This window comes from Hylemonella sp. P2_B10, from assembly GCF_056404875.1.
This window is the reverse complement of the sequence record NZ_JBFUDE010000007.1, coordinates 31,833-55,146: the sequence shown is the minus strand read 5'-3', so window position 1 is coordinate 55,146 and position 23,314 is coordinate 31,833. Positions and strand designations below refer to the sequence as shown.

The following is a 23,314-nucleotide window of genomic DNA, read 5'->3' as shown; positions in this document are numbered from 1 at the left end:
TTTCGGCCAGGGCATTCCGTATGTGGTGGTGATGACGCTGTCGGTCATCATGTACAAGCGCATGGGCGTGTCGAACACCGACATCGCGCTGTACACCAGCTGGCTGTACCTGCCCTGGGTCATCAAGCCGCTGTGGTCACCGTTTGTGGACATGTTCCGCACCAAGCGCTTCTGGATCGTGGCCATGCAACTGCTGATCGGTGCATCCTTCGCGCTGGTGGCCTTCAGCATCCCGGTGTCGCATTTTTTCCAGGTCACGCTGGCGGTGTTCTGGCTGATGGCCTTTGCCTCGGCCACGCACGACATCGCCGCCGACGGCTACTACATGCTGGCCACCGAGCCGCACCAGCAAGCCGCCTTCGTGGGCGTGCGCAGCACCTGCTACCGGCTGGCCATGATCGCCGGCCAGGGTGGCCTGGTGTTCTTTGCCGGCCAGATGGAAACCCGCACCGGCCAGGTGCCGCTGGCCTGGGCGCTGGTGTTTGGTGTGCTGGCTGTTTTGTTCCTGGCGCTGTGTGCCTGGCACCAGTGGGTGCTGCCGCGCCCTGCGGTTGACGTGATGCGCAAGCCCGAGGGCTCGCCGGTGCGCGAGTTCTTCGGCGTGTTTGGCTCTTTCCTGCGCAAGCCCGGCATAGGCCGCATCCTGGCCTTTTTGCTGCTGTACCGGCTGGGCGAGTCGCAACTGCTGAAGCTGGCCACGCCCTTCATGCTGGATGCGGCCGACAAAGGCGGCCTGGGCTTGTCCACGCAGCAGGTGGGTGTGGTCTACGGCACCATAGGCATCCTGTGCCTGACGGTGGGCGGCCTGCTGGGCGGTTTCATGATCTCGCGCCACGGCCTGAAGCGCTGGCTGTGGCCCATGGTGCTCGCCATCAACGTGCCGCACCTGGTGTATGTGTACATGGCGCTGGCGCTGCCGACCAACATCCTGGTCATTGGCCTGTGCGTGGCGGTGGAGCAGCTGGGCTACGGCTTCGGTTTTGCGGCTTACCTGCTGTTCATGATCATGGTGTCCGACGGCCCGCACAAGACCGCGCACTACGCCATCTGCACCGGCTTCATGGCCCTGGGCATGATGCTGCCGGGCATGGCCAGCGGCTGGCTGCAAAGCCAGGTGGGCTATGCGCATTTCTTCATCTGGGTTTGCCTGTCGGCGATTCCCGCCTTCATCGCGGCATCGCTGACGCGCATAGACCCGGGGTTCGGCCGCAAGGCGGCTTAGTTTTCTTCTGTTGTTGAGCGAGAGTTCTGATGTCTGACACGCCCTACCATTTCAAATCCGTCTCCTTCCAGGCACTGAAGCCCGGCCCCAAGCTGCTGGTGCTGGGTGCCGTGCACGGCAATGAGACGGCCGGCACCCAGGGCATACAGCGGGTGCTGGCCGAGATCGAGGCCAAGACGCTCGCCCTGGTGGCTGGCAGCGTCACCTTCGTGCCCATCACCAACCCGATGGCCTATGCGCTGAAACGCCGCGTGGGTGACCGCAACCTGAACCGCAACCTGGGCCCCACCGACACCCCGCAGGAGTTCGAGGACCACATCGCCAATTGGCTGTGCCCGCTGATGGCCAGGCATGAGGTGCTGCTGGACCTGCATTCCTTCCAGGCCGTGGGCCAGGCTTTCGTGATGGTGGGGCCGGAGAACAACGACGGCCCGCTGGAGCCCACCATCCACGCGAAAGAGGAAGAGGCCATGGCGCTGCGCCTGGGCGTCAACCGCTTCGTGGACGGCTGGCTCAGCACGTACGCGCGCGGCGTCGAGAAGCGCCGGCAGAAGATTGGCGTGGCCGCCACCCGCCAGCAGCAGCTGGACATGGACCCGCGCTATGGCGTCGGCACCACGGAGTACTTCCGAACGACCGGCGGCTACTGCATGACGCTGGAATGCGGCCAGCACGACGACCCGCACGGCCCGGAGGTGGCCTACCGCGCCATCGTCAACACGCTGGCCCACTTGGGTATCACCGATGCGGCGAAGCCCGAACCAGCCAAGAACATCGAGGCACTGCGTATCTATGAGGTGATCGACAAGGATCATGTGGACGACACGTTCAGCCGGCCCTGGTCCAGCTTCGATGCGCTGAAGGCCGGTGACCTGATTGGCACGCGCCAGGACGGCACGGCCATGCATGCGGAGGTGGACGGCTACATCCTGTTCCCCAATGCCAAGGCCGAAGCCGGGCATGAGTGGTACTACCTGGCCAAGGCCAACCCGCGCCTGGGGTGACATTGAACATGAACGCGGCACTGGGCCTGGGGCTGGACGCTGGCGGCACGCAAACCCGCTGGGCGTTGGCTGCGCCCGACGGCGCTGTGCTGGCCGAGGGCGCTGTGGACGGTTTCACCGCCCTGCAACTGCGCCAGCCCGGCGGCGCGGCGCAGGTGGCCGAGGTATTGCGCACACTGGCGACCGCCATCGCTCCGCATGGTGCCGTGTACGCGGCGCACGCCGGTGTCACCGGCTTTGGTGGCGTGCAGGAAAGCGCCGGCCACGATTTGCAGGCACTGATGGCCCAGCACCTGGGCCTGCCGCCCGAGCGCGTGGGCCTGAGCACCGACATGGAGTTGGCCTGCCTGTCGCTGTTCGCGCCCGGGCAGGGCTACCTGGTGTATGCCGGCACGGGTTCGATTGCCGGTTATGTGGACGAGCGCGGCGAATTCCAGCGCGCCGGTGGGCGTGGTGGCATCCTGGACGATGGTGGCGGTGGCTACTGGATCGCGCGCGAGGCGCTGCGCCTCATCTGGCGCCTGGAGGACGAGCGCCCCGGCGCCTGGCGCGATTCGCCCATGGCGCAGGCCGTGTTCGACAGGATAGGCGGCAGCGACTGGGCCTTGACGCGCCAGCTGGTTTACGGCGCCGGCCGTGGCGACATGGGTTTGCTGGCCCTGGCGGTGGCCGCCACTGCCGATGTGGACCCTGCGGCGCTGGCCATCGTGCGCGGTGCCGGCGAGGAGCTGGCGCGCCTGGGCAATGCGCTGGTGCAGCGCTTTGGCGTCAAGCCGCTGGCGCTGGGCGGCCGCGTGGCGCAGCTGCACCCGCTGATCGCGCAGACCATGCAAGACCATTTGCACGCCGGCTGTGAGCTGCGCGTGGCCCACCTGCAAGCCCATGTGGCGGCCGCGCGCATGGCGCTGGCGTTGGGGCGCTGAACGATCCGACAAGCTTTTCTTCAATCCAACACCTCAACGAACGATTTCTGGAGCTTTGCAATCATGATGATGACCCTGATGACGATGACCAAGCGGCTGCTGCTGGCGCTGGCCGTGGCCGCACTGGCCGGCTGTGCCACCGGCCCCAACAAGGTGGACAAATCCTTCAGCGCGGTGGCGCAGGACAGCCGGGTGCGCTACCTCATCATCCACTACACCGCGCAGGACTCACCCACGTCGCTGAAGACGCTGACGCAGCAGCAGGTCAGCGCGCATTACCTGTTGGACGACCAGGCGCCGGAGTTCAAGGTCTGGGCGTTGGTGGACGAATCGCGCCGCGCCTACCAGGCCGGCGTCAGCTCATGGAAGCTGGACGGCGGGCTGAACGCCAGCTCGATCGGCATCGAGATCGTCAACCTGGGCTACCAGGACACGCCGCAGGGCCGGGTGTATTTCCCTTTTCCGCAGGGCCAGATCGACCGTTTGATGGTGTTGGTGAAGGACATCGTCACCCGCCATGAGATCACCCCCGACCGCGTGCTGGGCCACAGCGACATCGCGCCGCAGCGCAAGCCCGACCCCGGCCCGTTGTTCCCCTGGAAGCAGCTGGCCGCCGCCGGCCTGGTGCTGTGGCCCGACGAGCAGGAGGCCGCCCGCCGCCAGCCCGCTTTTGAGGCCAACCTGCCCGACGTGGCCTGGTTCCAGAACAAGCTGGGCCATTTCGGCTACGCCGTGCCGCGCACCGGCCAGCTGGACGAAGCCACGCGCAATGTGCTGGGCGCCTTCCAGATGAAGTACCGCAACACCAAGTTCGACGGCACCCCGGACGCGCAGACGGCGGCACTGCTGGATGTGCTGACTTCGCCTGTTGCGAAGGTGGCCACGCCGCCTGCTGCAGCCATAGCGCCTGTGCAGACCAAGTAGTCGTTCTCCAGCCCCGCTTTGCGCTGCTTGCGCGGAGCGGTTCGCTGGCTGCCGACGCCACTGGTGCGCGTGGCTACGGGAATGTCCTCCGGCCTCCCCCTTGATTTCCCTCCGCCACGCGCCCCAGCGACATCGGGTCACTTGGCGCTCGTGGCGCTGGCACGCCAAAAGCAGAGACTAGGACCGGGATGCGCCAGCAGCAGTAGCGGCAGCTTCCGCAGTGGCCTGCGCCTTCTTGGCAAACTCCGCCCGCAGCGCTTTCAGCTTCTCGCGCGGGTCTTCCTTCACCGTGGCCTTGTCCAGCGCCATCTCGGCGATGAAGCGGCTGGGGATGGCCGCCACCGTCTCGCGGCCTTTCTTGCGTCGCTTGGTCCAGCTCACCGCCAGGCTGCGCTGGGCGCGGGTGATGCCCACGTACATCAGGCGGCGCTCCTCCTGCAGGCGCACCTCGATGCCTTCACTGGTGTGCGCGGGACTGTCGCCCTCTTCGCCCAGCTTGAACGGCAACAGGCCTTCGTTCACACCCACCAGCATCACGTGCGGCCACTCCAGCCCCTTGGACGCGTGCAGCGTGGACAGTGTCACCACGTTTTGGTCCTGCTCGCGCTCGGAAATGGTGGACAGCAGTGAGATGGTCTGTGCCACCTCCAGCAGGTTCTTGCGCTCGCTGGCAGTGCTGACGCCGGCCGCGTCGTCGATCTGGCCGCCGCAGCGCGCGGCCATCCAGTCGCAGAACTCCATCACATTGGTCCAGCGCGCGGCGGCCAGCTTTTCGCTGTCCTCGCCGTCGTGCAGATGCTTCTCGTAGCCAATGTCTTTCAGCCAGTCGTTCAGGAACGCGCGGGCGTCTTCTGCGCCGACGCAGTGGCGGGCGCGGAATTCCAGGTCATTCACGTAACGGCCGAACTCGTGCAGGCTGCCGACCGCGCGCGCCGGCAGCACCGTGCCCAGCGACGAGCTGAACAGCGCCTCGAACAGGCTGAGCTTGTAGCGGCTGCCGAACTCGCCCAACGTCTGCAGCGTCTGGTGGCCTATGCCGCGCTTGGGCGTGGTGACGGCGCGCAGGAAGGCCGGGTCGTCGTCGTTGTTGACCCACAAGCGAAACCAGGCGCACAGGTCCTTGATTTCAGCACGGTCGAAGAAGCTCTGGCCGCCCGACACCTTGTACGGGATTTGCGCCTTGCGCAAGGCCTGTTCGAACACGCGGGCCTGGTGGTTGGCGCGGTACAGCACGGCAAAGTCGCGCAGCTCCAGCTGCTGGGCACCGGCGCCGCCGGTGGCGCTGTTGCCGGAGCGCAGGCTCTGGATGCGCGCCACTGCGCGCTCGGCTTCGTGTTCTTCGTTGTCGGCGTCCACCACGCGCACCGGTTCGCCCTCGCCCAGGTCGCTCCACAGGTTTTTGGGAAACAGCTTGGGGTTGGGGCCGATGACATTGTTGGCGGCGCGCAGGATGGCGCTGGTGGAGCGGTAGTTCTGCTCCAGCTTAATCACCTTCAGCTGCGGGTAGTCGATCGGCAGCTTCTTCAGGTTGTCCAGCGTGGCACCGCGCCAGCCGTAGATGGACTGGTCGTCATCACCCACTGCAGTGAAGTGGCCCTTGGGCCCCACCAGCAGTTTCAGCACCTCGTACTGGGTGGCATTGGTGTCCTGATACTCGTCCACCAGCACATGGCCCAGCAGGTTCTGCCATTTCTCGCGCACCTCTGCGTGGTTGGTCAACAGCTTCAGCGGCAGGCCGATCAGGTCGTCGAAGTCCACACTCTGGTAAGCGACTAGGCGCTCTTCATAGCGGGCCATGATGCGGGCAATCAACTGCTCGTCGGCATCCTTGGCCTGGGCCAGCGCGGCCTGCGCGTTCAACCCCATGTTCTTCCACAGGCTGATGGTCCACTGCCACTGGCGAGCGGTGGCAGCGTCGGTGGTGCCGCCGGCGTCTTTCAAAATGCTGGTGACGTCGTCACTGTCCAGGATGGAGAACTTGGGTTTCAGGCCCAGCACGCTGCCGTCCTCGCGCATCATGCGCACCCCCAGGGCGTGGAAGGTGCAGATCACCACGTCCTTGGCGGAGCGGCCTATCAGGCTCTTGGCGCGCTCGCGCATCTCGCTGGCGGCCTTGTTGGTGAAGGTGATGGCGGCAATGCGCTTGGGTTCCATCCCGGTCTGTATCAGCCGGGCGATCTTGTGCGTGATGACGCGCGTCTTGCCCGAGCCGGCGCCGGCCAACACCAGGGCCGGGCCGTGCATGTGGTTGACAGCTTCTTGTTGCGCGAGGTTCAGGCCGGGGCCGGCGGGAGACGAGGACATGCGGGACAGAGAGGCAAAGGGCGTGCGAACAGCCCGGCAGACGCGAAGGCAAACAGCGCAACAAGGAGGTGGACGCAGCCATCATAGCGGCTGCCTCTGGCGGCTATTCGCAGTGCTTTTGTGCTAGGCAAATGAGGCCTGCAGCACAGGGCATCAGCTCCGCGGGCGCGTCGTCAACCCGGTGGCTGACGGGGCATGAAGGCCGCGCAAGTATAGTGAGGTGGCATTGCACTTCTGAGTTGACGCCTTTTGCTGCACATCCTGTCGGTCACCTTTCCCTTTTTCGCACTGGTGCTGGGCGGCTACGTCGCCGCGCGCCGGCGCATGCTGCCGCTGGAGGCGATACCGGGGCTGAACGGCTTTGTGCTGTTTTTTGCCCTGCCGTGCATGCTGTACCGCTTTGGCGCCACCACACCGCTGGCACAGTTGCTGGACGGCGCCGTGTTCGTGGCTTACCTGGTGTGCGCCTTGGGCATGGTGGCTTTCACCGTGGCCGTCACCCGCGGCCCGCGCATAGGCTGGAATGACGCTTCTTTTGGCGCGCTGGTGGCGGCCTTCCCCAACACCGGCTTCATGGGTGTGCCGCTGCTGGTGGCGCTGCTGGGGCCGCGTGCCGCCGGGCCGGCCATTGGCACCATCCTGGTGGACATGGTCATCACCACTTCGCTGTGCATCGCGTTGTCGCGCCTGGATGGCGCCGACGAGCACGGCGCCGGCAAGGCAGCAAGAGCGGCGCTGCGCGGCGTGGCCACCAACCCGTTGCCCTGGGCCATTTTGCTGGGCGCGCTGTCGTCGGCCTTGAGTTTGGAGTTGCCCAAGCCGGCGGCACAGACGCTGGGCATGCTGGCCGACGCCGCCTCGCCGGTGGCCTTGTTCACCATAGGCGCTGTGCTGGCGCGCTCGCAGATGCTGGCCGCGCACGGCCACCACCGCGCGTTGCCCTGGCGCGACGACGTGCCGGTGGCGTTGCTCAAGCTGCTGGTGCACCCGGTGCTGGTGCTGGCGGTGGGCGGCACGGCGCGTTCATGGGGCCTGCCGCTGGACACCTTTGCGCTGACCACGCTGGTGCTGGTGGCGGCGCTGCCCAGCGCCAGCAATGTGTCCATGCTGGCCGAGCGCTTTGGCGCCGACAACGGCCGCATCGCGCGCATCATCCTGGTGTCCACGGCAGCGGCGTTTTTCAGCTTCTCGCTGGCGGTGGCGCTGCTGGTCTAGCGCAGCGGTGCCGCGCCCTCACCACATGATGACGCGCTGCTCCGGCGGCAGATACATCTTGTCGCCCGGCTGGATGCCGAAGGCTTCATAGAAGCCGGGCTGGTTGCGCACCGTGCCCTTGACGCGGTATTCACCGGGCGAGTGCGGATCGGTCTTCAGTTGCACGATGGCGGCGTCTTCGCGCTGCAGCGACCGGTATTTGATGCCAAAGCCTATGTACAGGCGCTGTTCGCCGGTCAGGCCATCGATCACCGGTGACGGCTTGCCGCCCAGCGAGCGGCGGTAGGCCTTGTAGGCGATGGCCACGCCGGAGTTGTCGCCGATGTTCTCGCCCAGCGTCAGCTTGCCGTTGATGAAGTAGCCCGGCACCGGGCTGTAGGCGCTGTATTGCTGCACCAGGCCGGCGGCGCGTTGGTCGAAGTGGGCGCGGTCCTCGGGTGTCCACCAGTTGCGCAGGTTGCCCAGGCCGTCGTACTGGCTGCCCTGGTCGTCAAAGCCGTGGCTGATCTCGTGGCCTATGCTGGTGCCGACAGCGCCGTAGTTGACCGCGTCTTCGGCCTTGGCATTGAAGAACGGCGGTTGCAATAGCGCGGCGGGGAAGGTGATGGCATTCCTCAGCGGGCTGTACTGGGCGTTCACGGTTTGCGGCGTCATGCTCCATTCGCCGCGGTCCACTGGCTGGCCCAGCTTGTTGACGCCACGCCGGAAGGCGAAGCCGCGGGCGGCGCGCACATTGGCCACCAGGTCGTGCGGCGTGGTCTTCAGGTCAGAGTAGTCGCGCCATTTGTCGGGGTAGCCGATGTTGGGGCGGAAGGTGGCCAGTTTGGCCAGCGCCTCCTTCTTGGTGTCGGGGCCCATCCAGTCCAGCGCAGCGATGCCTTCATGGAAGGTGGCCAGAAAGTTGTCCACCATGGCCTGCACGCGGACCTTGCTCTCGGGTGGAAAATAGCGCGCCACATAGAGCTTGCCCACGGCTTCGCCCATGGCGCTGTCGACGAAGTTCTGCGCCCGCTGCCACGGCGGTTCCTGCTCGGGCACGCCGCGCAGCGTCTGGCCGGTGAAGGCGAAGCGCTCCTCCACGATGGGGGTGGACAGGTAGCTTGCGTAGCTGGCCAGCAGGTGCCAGCGCAGGTAGCTCTGCCAGGTGGGCAAGGGCGTGCTGTCCAGCAGCGCCGCCAGTCCGCTGAGGTAGCTGGGCTGGCGCACGATGATGAAGTCGATCTTGCCAGCCAGGCCCAGCGCATCCAGGTAGGCGGCCCAGTCAAATCCCGGCGCCTGCGCGCTCAGCTTGGTCAACGGCACCGGGTTGTAGGCTTTGACGGCATCGCGCAGCTCCACCCGTGCCCACTGCAGTCTGGCCAGCGCGGTTTCCAGCGCCAGCACCTCGGCGGCGTGGGTGGCGGCGTCCTTGTCCCCGCTCAACGTCATCAGTCGCTCCGCATGCTTCACATAGGCCTCGCGCGCGGCTTTCAGCTTGGCGTCGTCGTCCTTCAGGTAGTACTCGCGGTCGGGTAGGCCCAGGCCCGCCTGACTCGCGTAGACCGCGTACCGGGTGGCGTCCTTGGCATCCTGGCCGACGTCCAGCGACAGTGGCAGCGGCACGCCGCTGCGCGCCAGGTAGGCCAGCAGTGCGGGCAGCTCCTTTTTATCCTTCAGCGCGCTGATGCGGTGCAGGTCGGCCTGCAGGGGCTGGATGCCGTGGGCATCCCGCGTTTTCTGGTCCAGGAAGCTCTGGTACAGATCGGCGATCTTGTGCGTCTCGCTGCCAGGTGCGCCGGGGTGCTTGACAGTGTCGTCCAGCAGGGCGCGCACCTGGCCCGCAGCGGTCTGGCGCAGCGCGTCGTACGTACCCCAGCGCGCCTTGCTGGCTGGAATGGGCGTGGCCTGCATCCAGCGGCCGTTGATGTGGGCGTAGAAGTCGTCCTGCGGGCGCACGCCGGGGTCGAAGGCACCGACATCTATGCCGGAGGTGAGGGCGGTTGATGGCGCCTGTTGGGCGAAGGCGGGCAACGCAATGGCCAGGCTGATGGCGAGGGGGAGCAGGGGAGATAGTTTCATGGAAAACCTCCTGGCAGGTGTCTAAGGAAAATGCCGCAACACGCTCTGGGGCAGCAACCCGGGTTGCTGTCCCATGGCGCTGGCTCTTTTGTAGGCCTGGATGAAGCCATCGCTACCCGGCGGCTCACAGTCCCACGCCGCGCGCCATCAGGCTGGCGCACAGCGCCACGCCCAGCAACAGCAGCATCTCCGCGCGCAGCACGTTGAGGATGCGGCGGTATTCGGCATCGGACACCAGCGGCGCCTGGCCTTTGTCGGCGTACGCCCGCCACTTGATGAAGCGCACGGTAGGGTAGATGGACAGCAGCCCGACCAGCACGAACAAGGTCAGCTTGGCGTGGAAATACGGGCTGGCGGTGTAGAAGGCAACGCCCTTTTCGAAATAGAACACGCGCAGGAAGCCCACCGCCAGCACCATCATGGCAAACATGCCATACCAGCGGTCGCACTGCTGCATGCGCCGGGCCTCTGCGTGGCTGGGCTTGGGGCTCATGGTCTGCCACTCCAGGAAGAGGGTGGCGAAGATGCCGAAGACGGCGACGAAGTGCAGGAAGGCGAAGAGTGCGCTGGTCATGGTCACCCCAACTCTACCCGCAACGCCCGCAGCGCCGCATCGACATCGTCCTCGGTGTTCAGGTAATTGGTGGCAATGCGCAGGCCGTTGAACCACTGCTTCTCCACCATCTTGACGATGATGCGGTGCTTGTTCTGCAACACGTCGCGCAGGTGGCGGCTGTCCACGCCGTCGTCCAGCTCAAAGGCCACCATGGGGGTGGCCAGCGGGCCGGGCGGCGGACCCACCAGCCGCAGCCTGGTGCTGCCCAGTTGGCGCAGGCCCTCGTAAGCGCGATTGCGCAGCGCGATGCCTCTGGCCTCCACGTTGGCCATGCCTTGTTGGCGCAACGCTTCGATAGCGGCGCCCAGGCCGGCCACCAGCGGTAAGCTGCCGCTGCCGCTGGAGTGGGACACAAAGGCGTGGCCGTCTTCGCGCTGTATGGGCTGTATGGCCTCTTTGGCGTCAGGGTGCAGGTACAGCAGGCCGGTGCCCTTGGGGCCCAGCAGCCACTTGTGGCCGCTGGTGGCGTAGGCGTGGCAATTCAACTGGCGCAGGTTGACGGCGATGCCACCCACCGCCTGGGCGCCGTCCACGATGCAGATGATGCCGCGCGCCCTTGCCAACGCGGCAATCTCGGCAACTGGCATGCGCAGCCCGGTAGAGGTGATGACATGGCTGACGCTGATGACGCGCGTGCCGGGCTGCAGGGCTGCGGCAAAGCGGCGCAGGATGGCGGTGGGATCGTATTCGGTGGGCGCGATGGGAATCCTGTCGATCACCACGCCTCTGCGGCGCGCCAGGTAGCGCCAGCAGACGCTGCCGCCGTCGTGCTCCTGATCGGTGGTCAGGACGTGGTCACCGGGGTTCAGCAGCATGCCTTGGGCCACGCTGTTCATGGCTTCGGTGGTGTTGCGGGTGATCAACAGCTCATCGGCGTCGCAGCCCAGCAGCGCGGCGGCCTGGCCGGGCACACGGTCGGTCTCGGTGTGGGCGAGGCCGTCGCCATACACCTGGCGCACCGGGCTGGTCTCCAGTGCGCGCCAGATGTCCATGGTGCGCTCCATCACCGCGCGCGGTGTCGGGCCCAGCGTGGCGGTGTTCAGGTACACCAGGCCGGGCTCCAGCATGCTTTGGGCTGCGCCGCTGCTGGCGGCTGGTGCCTGTGTGGCGCTGCCGTTGCCGTCGGCGCCGCGGGCGGTGCCGGCGATGGCGGACGCGCCCAGCGTCGCCAGGAAGTTGCGTCGCGCGTTGAGGGGTGGGTGGCTCATGGGCTGTTGCCTTTCCGTCAATCGGATGCCAAACCGCAGCATGTTACGCCGCCGTGCGGCGGGTCACCCGTGGTCAGGGTGACGGTGTGCGCAACGCCCGCGCCAGGTGGTCGGTGTCCGCCAATACGGCTCCCGCCTGCGCCAGTTGCGCGTTCACATCGGCCTTGATGTCCGCCGCGCTGCGCTCCTTGCTGGCCCAGGTGCTGTGCGCGTCCTGCGCCAGCTGCACCGGGTAGCCCAGCGCCAGCGCGCCGCGCGTGGTGTTGGCGATGCAAAACTCGCTCTGCAGGCCGCACAGCACCAGCGCATCGGCGCCCAGGGCTTGCAGGCGCTGGTGCAGGTCGGTGTTTTCAAACGCGTTGGACGCGTACTTGCGCACCACCGGCTCGCCTTCTGCGGGCACCAGCGACTCGTGCAGCAGCCACTGCGGCGAGCCGGTCTCGAACAATTCGCCCGGCGTGTCTTCGCAGTGCTGGACGAACACCACCGGGTGGCCGCCTTCGCGGGCGGCGGCCACCAACTGGTTGGCGCGCTGGATGAAGCGGTCGGCGCTGTCGATGGGGTGCCAGCGCACGCCGTCAAAGGCGCCACGCTGGATGTCGATGACGATCAGGGCGGGTGCGGGCATGGTCGCTCCGGGTTGACGTTGGCGCTTGCGCGGCGTAAAACAGCTTTGCACTGAAATCATACTGTGGCAGCAATGCCGAATGGGGTGCACATGAATACGGCAACACGTTGGCTGGCCGCCCCACTCTTAGCCTGGGGCCTTGCCAACGCCTCGGCGCAGCCTCTGGTGCTGAAGGCGGACGCGCGAGCGCGCCCGCCCGAAATGGTGATGGATGAAAGGATGGGTGTGCCGTCCGGTCCCTTGGTTGAGGTTTTGGAAGAGGCAGCCAAAAGCCTGGGTTACACGGTGAAATGGCGGTCCGTGCCCTTCACGCGCAGCCTGGAGCAATTGAAGACAGGCGAGACCGACATCGTGCCCCGGCTGATGGTGACGGAGGACAGAAAATTGTTCGTCGACTTCCTGGGCCCCATCGGCGTCAGGCCCAGCTTCGTTGAATTCCTGGTCAGGGCGGGCGATGAGCACCGCCTGAAGTCTTACGACGACCTGAAAACCTTGCTGGTCGGGGTCAAGCGCGGCACCGCTTACTTTGAGCGTTTCGACAGTGACCGCACGATCCGGCGGATGGAATCTGTCGATGATGAAAACATGGCCAGGATGTTTGCTTTTGGGCGCTTCGACACCATGATCGTGCTCGACAGGCCCGCGCTGGAGCACATGTTGAAGGACCAGCGTATTGGCAACTACGCCTGGGCTGACTACAAGGTGCCGCTGGCGTTGCCGATTTACTTTGGCATGGCCAAGGCGTCCAGGCATGCCGGGAGCGCGAAGCTGTTGTCAGATGCGCTGAAGAAAATGGCGAGCTCTGGGCGTGTTGCCGAAATCTACAAAAAATTTGACTTGGCCGCACCGTTGGACAAATGAGGGCCTTCTAGATCGCCAGCGGGTCCACGTCCACCGCCCAGCGTATCAGGCCCCTGGCCTCGGGCGCCTGGCGCGCCTCATGCAGCAGCGGCTGCCAGGCCGCCAGGAAGCGCTGCAGGGCCGGGCGCGAGGCGCCCTCCACCAGCATCTGCGCGCGCTCTACGTCGGCCACGCGCTGTATCGCCAATGGCACGGGTGGGTAGACGCTGACCTGCGCGTCATCCGCCAGCGTCTGCGCCGCGTCGGCGGCGGCCTTCAGGAAGCCCTGGGCCACCTGCTGGGTGCGCGCGTCGGCGCGCACCAGCGCCTGGAAGCTGAATGGCGGCATGCCGGCCTGGCGGCGCTCTTTCAATTGCTGGGCGGCGAAGGCCGGGTAATCGTGCGCGCGCAGCGCCACGAACAGCGGGTGGCTGGGGTGGAAGGTTTGCACCCACATCTCGGCGTCCACGCCCTTGGCCGCGTCGCGTCCGGCGCGCCCCCCGGCTTGCATCAGCAGTGAGAACAGGCGTTCGGGGGCGCGAAAGTCGCTGGAGAACAGCGCGCCGTCCGGGTTCACCGCTGCCACCAGCGTGATGTGGCGGAAGTCGTGGCCCTTGGCGATCATCTGCGTGCCCACCAGCACGTCCACCTCGCCGGCATGCACCTGGGCCAGTTGCGCCTCCAGCTCGCCCTTCAGCCGCGTGCTGTCGGCGTCGATGCGGGCAATGCGCACCGGGTCACCTTCGGGGTTTTCCGGCGTCACGCTGCCGGGGCGGCGCAGGTGCGACAGCGCCTCGGCCAACTGCTCCTCCAGCCGTTCGGTGCCGCGGCCCAGCGGCGCCAGGTCCAGGTTGCCGCAGGCCGGGCAGGCGCGCGGCACGCCCTGCGTCAGGCCGCAGTGGTGGCAACGCAGCGTGCGGTCTATCTTGTGGAACACGCGGTAGGCGCTGCAGTGCGGGCATTCGCTCTTCCAGTCGCAGTCGGTGCAGTGCAGCACCGGCGCATAGCCGCGCCGGTTCAGCAGCACCATGCATTGCTCGCCGCGCTGCAGCCGCTCGGCCATGGCCTGCAGCAACACGCCGGAGAACACGGTTTTCTTCGGCTGCAGGTTCATGTCGACCCGGCGCACCGTGGGCAGGCTGACGGCGCCCACGCGGCTGGGCATGTGCAGGCGGGTGTAGCGGCCGCCGCCTTCCTCCTTGGGGTTGCTGTGGTGCCAGCTTTCCAGCGAAGGCGTGGCCGAGCCCAGGATGACCTGGGCGCCCTCCAGCCGGCCGCGGTACACCGCCAGGTCGCGCGCCGAGTAGCGCGCGCCCTCCTGCTGCTTGTAGCTGGGGTCGTGCTCCTCGTCCACCACGATCAGTTGCAGTCCCGGCGCCGAGGCGAACACCGCCATGCGCGTGCCCAGGATGATGCGTGCCGCACCGCTGTGCGCCGCCAGCCAGCTCTTTAGCCGCTGCGGCTGCGTCATGCCGCTGTGCAGCGACACCACCGCCTGCTCGCCATACAGCGGCGCGAAGCGGCGCGTGAAGCGCGCCTCCAGCTGCGGCGTCAGGTTGATCTCGGGCACCATCACCAGCGCCTGGGCTTGGGGGTCACGGGCCAGCACTTCGGCCACGCGGCGCAGGTACACCTCGGTCTTGCCGCTGCCGGTGGCGCCGAACAGCAGAAAGGGACCGGGCTGCGCCGCGATGCTGGCCAGCACCTGGGCCTGCTCGGGCGTCAACGGTGGCGGCAGGTCGGCCGCCTCGTCGCTCGGCGCGGTATCCCTGGCCTTGCGTTTCAGCCGTCGCTGCATTTGCGCGGCGCTCAGTTCACGTAACTGTGGCGGCAGCGCCGCCAAGGCCACCTCGCCCAATGAGCGCTGGTAGTAGTCGGCGCTGAAGGCTACCAGTTGAAGCCAGGCTGCGTTCAAGGGGGCCAGCGTGTCGAAGGCGCCCAGGATGCTGCGCGCCTTGGCAGGGTCCAGGTCTGGCGGGCCGTCGGCAGGCAGCTGCTGCCAGACCACGCCCAAGGTCTCGCGCCGGCCCAGGGGCACGCGCACCAGGGCTCCGGGGGCGAGTGTCAGCTCACTTTGGTAGCTGAGCGCGGCACTGATCTGGCTGTGCGCCGGCGTGGGGACAAGAACTGAATACCAGTGGGACATGCGAGCCAGGTGACTTGGGGTTTGTTGTTGATGTGAACTGTAGAAACAATCCCTAAGTACTTGATTTACAACCGCTTTACCTGGAGTCCAAGGTTTGTGTGGATAACTTTGTTGATATGTTGCTGCGACGGCTTCCAAAGCCTTGAAAATCAACGGGTTTGCTGGAATGCCCGTAAAAAAAGCAAAAATTTAACTTCTTATAAATCAACAACTTAGCATCGCTATGGGATTTGTAGCACGTGACGGACTGTTGTACGTGGTGCGCCGCAACAGCTCGAAATTTTTGTGCATAAGTCGGAATCCAAGCGCTGGTTTGGCGTAAAAAAGTGGTAGGCAAGTCAGCCGGGTCAGTTGCCTTTTCTGGCCTGCCGCGACAGCGTATGCACAGCCTCTACCAAAGCCGCCACATTGTCGGGGGGTGTGTGCTGACTTATGCCATGCCCGAGGTTGAAAATGTGCGTAGGGCCGGTGCCTGAACCCTGGTGCGGGGGACCGAAGTCGGCCAGCAGCCGTGCCACCTCGGTGCGGATTTGCGCCGGTTCGGCGAACAGCACGTTGGGGTCCAGGTTGCCTTGCACGGCCTTGCTGGCGCCCACCAGCGCGCGCGCCTGGCCCAGGTTCACCGTCCAATCCACGCCCAGCACATCGCAATCGAGCTTTTCCATCTCACGCAGCCACAGGCCACCGCCCTTGGTGAAGACGATGCGCGGGATGCGCACGCCGGCGTGTTCGCGCTTCAGTTGCGCCAGCACGCGGGCGGTGTAGGCCAGGCTGAACTGCTGGAAGGCGCCATCGGCCAGCACGCCGCCCCAGCTGTCGAAAATCATCACGGCCTGGGCGCCGGCCTCGATCTGGGTGTTCAGGTACAGCGCCACGGCGTCGGCGTTGACCTGCAGCATGCGGTGCATCAGGTCCGGGCGGCTGTACAGCATGGTCTTGACCAGCCGGTAGTCGTCCGAGCCGGCGCCCTCCACCATGTAGCAGGCCAATGTCCATGGGCTGCCGGAAAAGCCGATCAACGGCACCCGGCCGTTCAAGGCCTTGCGGATGGAGGTGACGGCGCTGAACACATAGCGCAGCTTGTCCATGTCCGGTACGGCCAGTTGGGCCACGGCGGCCTCGTCGCGCACCGGATGGGCGAATTTCGGGCCTTCGCCCAACGCGAAGCTCAGGCCCAGCCCCATGGCGTCCGGCACGGTCAGGATGTCGGAGAACAGGATGGCCGCGTCCAGCGGGTAGCGCTCCAACGGTTGCAGCGTCACCTCGGTGGCGTAGTCGGTGTTGGTGGCCAGGCCCATGAAGCTGCCGGCCTGGGCGCGGGTGGCGCGGTATTCGGGCAGGTAACGGCCAGCCTGGCGCATCAGCCAGACGGGCGTGTGGTCGGTGGCCTGGCGCCAGCAGGCGCGAAGGAAGGTGTCGTTGGTCAGTGGCGCGAACGCGCCGCCGGGGAAATCAGGGGCTTGCATGCCCCCATTGTCTCATCCGACTCAGGCGGCTTTCTTGGCCAGGAAGCACAGCTCGGCCACGCGCTTGAGCAGGTCGCGGTCGTTCCAGGGCTTCTTGAAGATGCCGTACAGGCCCTTGGCGTCGTTGACGCGGCCGTGCATCTCGTCGTGGCCGGTGATGGCGATGATGGGGATGTTCTCGGTGTCCATGTTGCCCTGCACGGCGGCGATCAGCTCAAAGCCGTCCATCACCGGCATTTCCAGGTCGGTGACGATCACCGTGGCGCGCACCTTGCCCAGCATGTCCAGCGCCTGCTGGCCGTCGCCGGCGGTCTCCACGCGGTAGCCGGCGGCTTCGAACAGCTTTTTCAACTTGGTGCGCGGCACGGCAGAGTCGTCCACCACCAGCACCATGTCGCGCTCCGGCTCCAGCACGGTGTCGGCCGCCACATGGGCTGGCGGCACCGCCAGCCGCGAACTCCATTTGGTGCCGAAGAAGATCAGCAGCAGCGCCACCGGAACGCCGATGGCGAACGGGACCAGGTACATCTGGAAGATTTGCGAGAAGTCAATCATGGCGCTGTGTCTTGCCGCTGCGGGTGTTTGTTGTGCCGGCCGCTGCCGGTCTGTTGTTCCTGATTGTGCCGCAGTATCCCCGCCCCATGGGGTGGCGTCAACCAGCGCGCCAGCCATTTACCCGGCCCGTGCGTGCTCCACCTTCAGGCATTTGTCCTGCACCACCAGCAGTCCTGCAGCACGCGCGGCAGCGGCGGCAGGCTCGTTGACGATGCCCAATTGCAGCCACAACACCCGCGCGCCAATGGCCACCGCCTGCTGTGCCACGGGTGGCACGTCAGCGCTGTTGCGGAACACGTCCACCAGGTCGATGCGCTCGTGCTTGGCGGCTTCCAACAGATCCGGGTAGACCGTCTCGCCCAGGATCTTGGCTTCACCGGCGTTCGGGTTGACGGGGATGATGCGCCAGCCCTGTGCCTGCAGGTACTGCGCCACGCCGTGGCTGTCGCGCCAGGGCTTGGGCGACAGGCCCACCACGGCCACCGTGCGGTAGCTGTTCAGGATCTCGCGGATGTTGTCGTTTGGAGACATGGGCGTGATGATACGCACGCGCTCAAGCCTAGCTCCCGCCCGGCAGCCCCAAGGGAACTGCGGCCCCCTTTGGGGGCAGGGAGCTACAGGCAGTGAGCGACCGTGGGGGCCCTGAGACTAGGACTTGTACTTGATCGAGCAGCCGTAGGGTCGGCTGGTGCTGGTGCTTAAGGCTTTGCCGGCCAGCGCTTCGTTCAGGCCCACGCGCACGTAGTTGGTGGCCTGCTGGATGTCTGCCACCTTGCTGGAGGGGATGCTGTCTATGCCGCCCGCATACAGCAACTGGCCCTGCGGGCTGATGATGTACATGTGGGGTGTGGTGCGTGCGCCATAGGCGTGGCCCACGTTGCCGTCCAGATCCATCAGCGTGGCGGTGGGGTTGGCCTTCTGGCCGGCCATCCACTGCGCCAGCGCATTGGGCGCCAGGTAGTCGCCGCTGCCAGGTTCGGTGGAGTTGATGGTCAGCCACACCACGCCCTTGCCAGCGGCCTCTTTCTGCAGGCCCTGCATGTTGGTGGCGTCGTAGTGCTTGCGCACGAAGGGGCAACCGGGGTTGGTCCACTCCAGCACCACCAGCTTGCCGGCGTAGTCGCTGAGCTTGACGCTCTTGCCACTGGTGTCGGTCAGCGTGAAGTCGGGGGCTTTCTGCCCCACGGTGGCCACGGCGGCTTGCGCCAGGTGGGGGGCCAGGCCCAGGGCCAGCAGGCCGGGGGTGGCGGTGATCAGGGAACGGCGCAGCATGGTGTTCACTCCTCTAAAAGGCCCATGGCCGGCCTGCCATGGAAGACAAACAACAGCTTGCCGCCAATACGACGACAGCGGCTTGCAGCGGCTTACAGCGTGGCCAGCGCCGAGCGCACCTCTTTGACACTGAGAATCTCGGACAGCACCACCGGCGGGCGACCCGCCTGGTAGATCACATACAGCGGCACACCGCTGCGGCCCAGCTGGCCCAAGGCGGCGGAAATGGCCGGGTCGCGGCGCGTCCAGTCGGCGCGCAGCAATTGCACCTTCTTGGCGTCCATGTCGGCCAGCACACCGGCATCGACCAGCGTGGTTTTCTTGTTGTACTGGCAGGTCACGCACCAGGCGGCGGTGAAGTCCACGAACACCGGCTTGCCGCTGGCCAGCGTCTGCTCCACGCGGCCGGGCTCCCAGGGTTGCCAGCGCTCGCCGGCAGCCACCGTGCCACCTACCGGGCCGGTGGGTATTTGCACGATGCGCGCGCCGACCGTAAACACCAGGCCGGCCAATGCGGCCAGCGACACCATCCCCAGCGCGATGCGCGAGCGGCCCTTCAGCGTGAAAGCCCACACCACCATGGCCAGTGCCACCAGCAGCGCCAGCAGCGCGGTGGCGCCGTCGATGCCGGTTTGCTGGCCCAGCACCCACAGCAGCCACACCACGGTGGCAAACATCGGGAAAGCCATGAAGCGGCGGAAGGTGGCCATCCAGGCGCCGGGCCGGGGCAGTAGCCGCGCCAGTGCCGGCGTGAAGCTGGCCAACAGGTAAGGCAGGGCCATGCCCAGGCCGATGGCAGCGAACACCGCCAATGCCTGTAGTGCCGGCAGGCTGACGGCCAGGCCCAGTGAGGCGCCCATGAAAGGTGCGGTGCAGGGAGATGCGATCGCCACCGCCAGCACGCCGGAGATGAACGAATTCATGGCCGGGTGCCTGGCCTCGTAGGAACACACGCTGGACGGCAGCATCATGCTGAATTCGAACAGCCCGGCCAGGTTCAGCCCCAGCAGCGTGAACAGCGCTGCCAACGCGGCCACCACCCCCGGTGACTGCAACTGAAAGCCCCAGCCCAGTTGGTCGCCCGCCGCGCGCAAGGCCAGCATCAGCCCGCCCAGCGCGATGAAGGACAACAACACGCCGCCGGTATAGGCCATGCCGCTGATGCGGTGGGCCTGTTTGTTGTCGGCGTGGTGGGTGAAGCTCATCACCTTGATGGCCAGCACCGGGAACACGCAGGGCATCAGGTTCAGGATCAGCCCGCCCAACAAAGCACCCAGTAGCGCCATCAGGAACGATGGCGGTACCTGGTTGCTGGCGGTGCTGGCATTCGCGGCCAGCGCAGTTTGCAGCGCGGGCGACAGCTCGGTGCCGGCCGGTGTCGCCGTGCTCTTGGGCCAGGCACCGCTGACCTTGCTTTCCAGCCGCAGGCCGGCGGGCTTGCCGTTGTCGTCAAAGGCCAGCACCACCGGCATCATGGCCGGGCTCTGGCTGCGCTGCGACGACAGCGGCACCTGGGCGCTCCAGTTGGCGCCGTCCCATTTCTGCGTCCAGGGCGCGGCGGTTTCTATCACCTCGGCGGTTTCCGGGAAGAATTCCAGCTTCTTGCCCTGTGCACTGGCTGGCAGCCCGGTGACGTTGATCTTCAGGCTGTCGCCGTCCACCGCGATCTGGCTGGCGCCGCTGAAGGGCTGGGGCTGGGTGGCCAGCGCGGTGTCGAAGGCCGGGCGGTTCAGCGCGGTGGAACCCTGCACCGGCAGCTTCAGCGTGAACGTGCCCTCGCCGGGGATGCATTCCTTGCGGCACACCAGCCAGTTGGCGTTGAGCTTCAGCGTCACGCTGTTGCCGATCGCGGGGGCTTTGAAGTCGGGGCTGACGGTCAGCGGCACCGGCAGCAGCACGGTCTTTTCGTAGCCGTAGTTGGCCAGCGTGCCCAGGGGGATCTTCTTTGGCACCGGCCAGGCGATGTCGCCAGCGGTAACGCCAGCAGGCAGCGTCCACTGCAGCGTGGTGGGCAGGCCGGAGTCGCCGGAGTTCTTCCAATAGGTGTGCCACTCGGGCTTGTGGATCAGTTGCAGGCCCACCCACAGTGGCTTGCCGGGGGTCACGCCCTCGGGCGCGTAGACCATGATCTCGGCCCGCACCTGCTCGGTGCTCACCACCGTCTTGGCTTCACCGTCACTGCCGGTCTGGGCGCCTGCCAGCAGGGAGGCGGCGCCGAGTGCTGCGAAAACCAGGCTGTGCAGCGTGCGGCGCAAGAGGGGCGGACGATTCATGTCGGTATGGAGGTGAAAGGGCTGCGAAAGTTCCGGCGAAGCTGTTCAGGCGCGGCTCATTTTGGGATATTTTCCCGATTATGCTGGATTTCACGTCGCTTTGCAGGCGCCATCGCAACCCTACATCGTACCCCTGCCCGCGCCGCTAAGATAGGGCCATGAACAATGCCTGCAACGGTGACGGGTTTGGCGGTGCCTGAGGCCATGGTCAAGCGCTTCTGGGCCGATTTGACGACGGCGGAATTCGCCACATTGGATCTGGCGCGCACGATTGCGGTGCTGCCGGTGGCGGCCACCGAGCAACACGGCCCGCACCTGCCGCTGGACGTGGACACCCAACTGGTGGATGGCGTGGTGCAGGCGGCGTTGCCGCACCTGGCTGCCAACCTGCCGGTGCTGGTGCTGCCCACCCAGGCGGTGGGCCTGAGCCCGGAGCACACCGGCTTTGCCGGCACACTGACGCTCAAAGCCACCACGGTGATACAGCTGTGGACGGAGCTGGCCGAGAGTGTGGCGCGCACGGGCGTGCGCAAGCTGGTGCTGCTGAATTCACACGGCGGCCAGGTGGGGTTGATGGACGTGGTGGGGCGCGACCTGCGGGCCCGGCTGGGCATGCTGGTGTACAGCGTCAGCTGGTTCAACCTGCCGCTGGGCGACGCGGTGGACGGTTTGTTCAGCAGTGAAGAACACCGTTTCGGCATCCATGGTGGCGACATCGAGACCTCCATGATGCTGGCCCTGGCACCGCACAAGGTGGACATGGCGCAGGCGCGCGATTTCAAGTCGGCCTCGCAGGCGCGCGCCGCGCGTTTTCCCATCCTGGGCAATGGCCGCAGTGCCAAGCTGGCCTGGCAGACGCAGGACTACAACCCGGCCGGTGCGGTGGGCAACGCCGCCGCCGCCACGGCGGAAAAAGGCCGCGCGGTGCTGGATGCGGCAGGGCGGTCGCTGGCGCAACTGGTGGCGGAAATGGATGGCCTGCCTGGCGACACGCTGGTGCCACCAGCGCAGAAATAGTGCGTTAACCCGGTTGTGCCAGACTTGCAGTTTGGCTTGCCCATTGATTTGATTTTTCAGGAGAAAAGATGTTTAAACGTTTGTTGGTGGCTTGCTTGGCTGCAGCACCCGTTGCCAGCGCCTTTGCATGGGGCGCCGAGGGCCATTCCATCACCGCCGAGATCGCGCAGCGTCGCCTGACGCCGGAGGCTGCCGCCGCCGTGGCGCGCGTGCTGGGGCGCGGCTATTCGCTGGCGTCCGTGGCCAGCTGGGGCGATGACATTCGCGGCGCGCGGCCGGAGACCTACAACCACCACTTCGTCAGCATCCCGATTGCCGTCAGCGCGTATGAGCCGGACAAGGTCTGCAAGCCGCAACAGGGCGGTGACTGCATCGTGGCCGAACTGGAGCGGTTGAAGACGCAGCTGGTCTGTGCCCCCACCGATGCCGCCAAGCTGGACGCGCTGCGCTTTGCCGTGCATTACATCGGCGACATTCACCAGCCGCTGCACACCGTGTTCGAGGAGCGCGGCGCCAACGGCATCAAGGTGGAGGTGGAAATGCGCGGCCTGCGTCTGACGCCACGCATGACGCCGGAAAAACGCACCAGCAACCTGCACACGGTATGGGATTCCGACCTGATCCGTGAAACCGTGTGGGCCTGGGGCGCTTACGTGGACCGCCTGGAGGGCGGCTGGTTGAAGGCCAACGCCGACAAGACGGCCGGCACGCCGGTGGACTGGGCGTTGCAGACCCATGCGGTGGCCGCTGCCATCTGGCCGCTGACGCCGGCCGACCTGCGCATCACCGACGACTACTACCAGAAAGTGCTGCCGCTGCTGGACCAGCAATTGGGCCTGGGCGGCATACGCCTGGCGCGCTTCCTGAATGAAGCCTACGCCAGCACCAATTCCTGCAAATCCTGATCAGGAGTACGTGACCCACGGCGCGTGGTCCGGGTGTTCCAGATGCGGCAGCGCGTTGTAGCTCACCAGCATGTGCCGCTTGGGCGTGAAGGCGAACTCGGTCAGCGAGCTGTTGCGTATGCGCAGGTTCAGCTCGATGGTGGTTTCGGGCGTGGTGCCCAGGATGTGGCCCACGGCGGTGGAAATCGGCCCGCCGCTGGAGACGATCAGCACGTTGCCTTCATGCTGCTTGCGCACGTGGTCGAGCGCGCTGACCACGCCGTGCAAGAACTCCGGGTAACTGGGCATGCCCTTGGGGCTGACCACGCCGTTCATCCACTGCGTCAGGCCGTCGCGCAACAGGCGGAAGTGGTGGCGGTACATCTCGGGTGAATCGGGCTTTTGCAGCTTGTGCGGGTGGATGGCGCTGATCACCGCTTCGCTGTCGTACTCGTTCAGGCCGGGCCATTGCAAGGGCTCCAGCGGGTAGTCACCGCCCTCGCGGATGCCGGCATAGGTCTGCAGGTGACGGCGCAGCGTGCCGGTCAGCACGGCGTCGAACTTCAAGCCCTTGAAGCGGAAGTATTCGCCCAGTTTGACGCTTTGCTTGTGGCCCAGGTCGCTGAGCTGGTCGTAGTCCTCGGCGCCGAAAGAGGCTTGGCCGTGGCGTACCAGATAAAGTGTTCCCATGCGGCATTGTGATGGCAAGCCGCGCGTCGGCTCAGTCACGCGGGCGACCGGCGAAGGCCGGTGGGTCAC

At 66.2% G+C, this 23,314-nt stretch carries 20 protein-coding genes; 8 read left to right on the top strand and 12 right to left on the bottom strand.

Going from position 1 to position 23,314, the window contains the following annotated elements; genetic code table 11:
• The first annotated feature begins 31 nt into the window (after window positions 1-31).
• The 4 genes from AC1DX2_RS24730 (at window position 32) to AC1DX2_RS24715 (ending at window position 4,073) form a co-directional block, all read left to right on the top strand.
• On the top strand, window positions 32-1,222 hold the full coding sequence (locus tag AC1DX2_RS24730; RefSeq protein ID WP_477199247.1) for an MFS transporter: 1,191 nt from the start codon (window positions 32-34) through the stop codon (window positions 1,220-1,222).
• A 29-nt stretch (window positions 1,223-1,251) separates the two neighbouring features.
• On the top strand, window positions 1,252-2,226 hold the full coding sequence (locus tag AC1DX2_RS24725) for a M14 family metallopeptidase (protein ID WP_477199102.1): 975 nt from the start codon (window positions 1,252-1,254) through the stop codon (window positions 2,224-2,226).
• 8 nt (window positions 2,227-2,234) lie between these two features.
• A complete protein-coding gene (locus tag AC1DX2_RS24720; protein ID WP_477199101.1) occupies window positions 2,235-3,149 on the top strand; it encodes a BadF/BadG/BcrA/BcrD ATPase family protein in 915 nt (304 codons plus the stop codon).
• A gap of 63 nt (window positions 3,150-3,212) precedes the next feature.
• On the top strand, window positions 3,213-4,073 hold the full coding sequence (locus AC1DX2_RS24715; RefSeq protein WP_477199100.1) for an N-acetylmuramoyl-L-alanine amidase: 861 nt from the start codon (window positions 3,213-3,215) through the stop codon (window positions 4,071-4,073).
• Between the two features lie 177 nt (window positions 4,074-4,250).
• Here AC1DX2_RS24715 and AC1DX2_RS24710 read toward each other — a convergent pair whose 3' ends face one another.
• On the bottom strand, window positions 4,251-6,377 hold the full coding sequence (locus tag AC1DX2_RS24710; protein ID WP_477199099.1) for an ATP-dependent helicase: 2,127 nt from the start codon (window positions 6,375-6,377) through the stop codon (window positions 4,251-4,253).
• 249 nt (window positions 6,378-6,626) lie between these two features.
• On the opposite strand from AC1DX2_RS24710, the gene AC1DX2_RS24705 reads away from it, so the two are divergent.
• Window positions 6,627-7,592 carry an AEC family transporter gene (locus AC1DX2_RS24705; RefSeq protein ID WP_477199098.1) on the top strand — a complete coding sequence of 322 codons (966 nt, stop codon included), beginning with the start codon at window positions 6,627-6,629 and terminating at the stop codon, window positions 7,590-7,592.
• An 18-nt stretch (window positions 7,593-7,610) separates the two neighbouring features.
• On the opposite strand, the gene AC1DX2_RS24700 is transcribed toward AC1DX2_RS24705, so the two are convergent.
• From AC1DX2_RS24700 to AC1DX2_RS24685, 4 genes are all read right to left on the bottom strand, one after another.
• Window positions 7,611-9,650 carry a M13 family metallopeptidase gene (locus AC1DX2_RS24700; RefSeq protein WP_477199097.1) on the bottom strand — a complete coding sequence of 680 codons (2,040 nt, stop codon included), beginning with the start codon at window positions 9,648-9,650 and terminating at the stop codon, window positions 7,611-7,613.
• A gap of 124 nt (window positions 9,651-9,774) precedes the next feature.
• Complete coding sequence (locus AC1DX2_RS24695; protein ID WP_477199096.1) at window positions 9,775-10,224, bottom strand: DUF2214 family protein; 450 nt, start codon at window positions 10,222-10,224, stop codon at window positions 9,775-9,777.
• A gap of 2 nt (window positions 10,225-10,226) precedes the next feature.
• Window positions 10,227-11,474 (bottom strand): aminotransferase class V-fold PLP-dependent enzyme, encoded by a 1,248-nt coding sequence (locus tag AC1DX2_RS24690; protein ID WP_477199095.1) that lies wholly within the window; start codon window positions 11,472-11,474, stop codon window positions 10,227-10,229.
• A gap of 73 nt (window positions 11,475-11,547) precedes the next feature.
• Window positions 11,548-12,102: a cysteine hydrolase family protein gene (locus tag AC1DX2_RS24685; RefSeq protein ID WP_477199094.1), complete on the bottom strand. Its 555-nt coding sequence runs from the start codon at window positions 12,100-12,102 to the stop codon at window positions 11,548-11,550.
• Window positions 12,103-12,192: 90 nt separating this feature from the next.
• On the opposite strand from AC1DX2_RS24685, the gene AC1DX2_RS24680 reads away from it, so the two are divergent.
• On the top strand, window positions 12,193-12,963 hold the full coding sequence (locus AC1DX2_RS24680) for a substrate-binding periplasmic protein (protein ID WP_477199093.1): 771 nt from the start codon (window positions 12,193-12,195) through the stop codon (window positions 12,961-12,963).
• 7 nt (window positions 12,964-12,970) lie between these two features.
• Here AC1DX2_RS24680 and priA read toward each other — a convergent pair whose 3' ends face one another.
• From priA to AC1DX2_RS24650, 6 genes are all read right to left on the bottom strand, one after another.
• Window positions 12,971-15,088, bottom strand: a complete 2,118-nt coding sequence (priA, locus tag AC1DX2_RS24675) for a replication restart helicase PriA (protein WP_477199092.1) — start codon at window positions 15,086-15,088, stop codon at window positions 12,971-12,973.
• Window positions 15,089-15,435: 347 nt separating this feature from the next.
• Complete coding sequence (gene hemE, locus AC1DX2_RS24670) at window positions 15,436-16,554, bottom strand: uroporphyrinogen decarboxylase (RefSeq protein ID WP_477199091.1); 1,119 nt, start codon at window positions 16,552-16,554, stop codon at window positions 15,436-15,438.
• Between the two features lie 21 nt (window positions 16,555-16,575).
• Window positions 16,576-17,109, bottom strand: coding sequence for a response regulator (locus tag AC1DX2_RS24665; RefSeq protein WP_477199090.1), 534 nt, complete (start codon window positions 17,107-17,109; stop codon window positions 16,576-16,578).
• Between the two features lie 117 nt (window positions 17,110-17,226).
• A complete protein-coding gene (locus AC1DX2_RS24660; RefSeq protein ID WP_477199089.1) occupies window positions 17,227-17,640 on the bottom strand; it encodes a CoA-binding protein in 414 nt (137 codons plus the stop codon).
• A 117-nt stretch (window positions 17,641-17,757) separates the two neighbouring features.
• On the bottom strand, window positions 17,758-18,381 hold the full coding sequence (locus tag AC1DX2_RS24655; RefSeq protein WP_477199088.1) for a thioredoxin family protein: 624 nt from the start codon (window positions 18,379-18,381) through the stop codon (window positions 17,758-17,760).
• Window positions 18,382-18,473: 92 nt separating this feature from the next.
• A complete protein-coding gene (locus tag AC1DX2_RS24650; RefSeq protein WP_477199087.1) occupies window positions 18,474-20,654 on the bottom strand; it encodes a protein-disulfide reductase DsbD family protein in 2,181 nt (726 codons plus the stop codon).
• A gap of 165 nt (window positions 20,655-20,819) precedes the next feature.
• Here AC1DX2_RS24650 and AC1DX2_RS24645 point away from each other — a divergent pair, with 165 nt between their 5' ends.
• Window positions 20,820-21,671, top strand: a complete 852-nt coding sequence (locus AC1DX2_RS24645; RefSeq protein WP_477199086.1) for a creatininase family protein — start codon at window positions 20,820-20,822, stop codon at window positions 21,669-21,671.
• A gap of 68 nt (window positions 21,672-21,739) precedes the next feature.
• Window positions 21,740-22,576 carry a S1/P1 nuclease gene (locus AC1DX2_RS24640; protein WP_477199085.1) on the top strand — a complete coding sequence of 279 codons (837 nt, stop codon included), beginning with the start codon at window positions 21,740-21,742 and terminating at the stop codon, window positions 22,574-22,576.
• On the opposite strand, the gene AC1DX2_RS24635 is transcribed toward AC1DX2_RS24640, so the two are convergent.
• The gene (locus tag AC1DX2_RS24635) at window positions 22,577-23,245 is read right to left on the bottom strand and encodes a histidine phosphatase family protein (protein WP_477199084.1); all 669 of its coding nucleotides are present in this window, start codon (window positions 23,243-23,245) and stop codon (window positions 22,577-22,579) included.
• Window positions 23,246-23,314 lie beyond the last annotated feature (69 nt).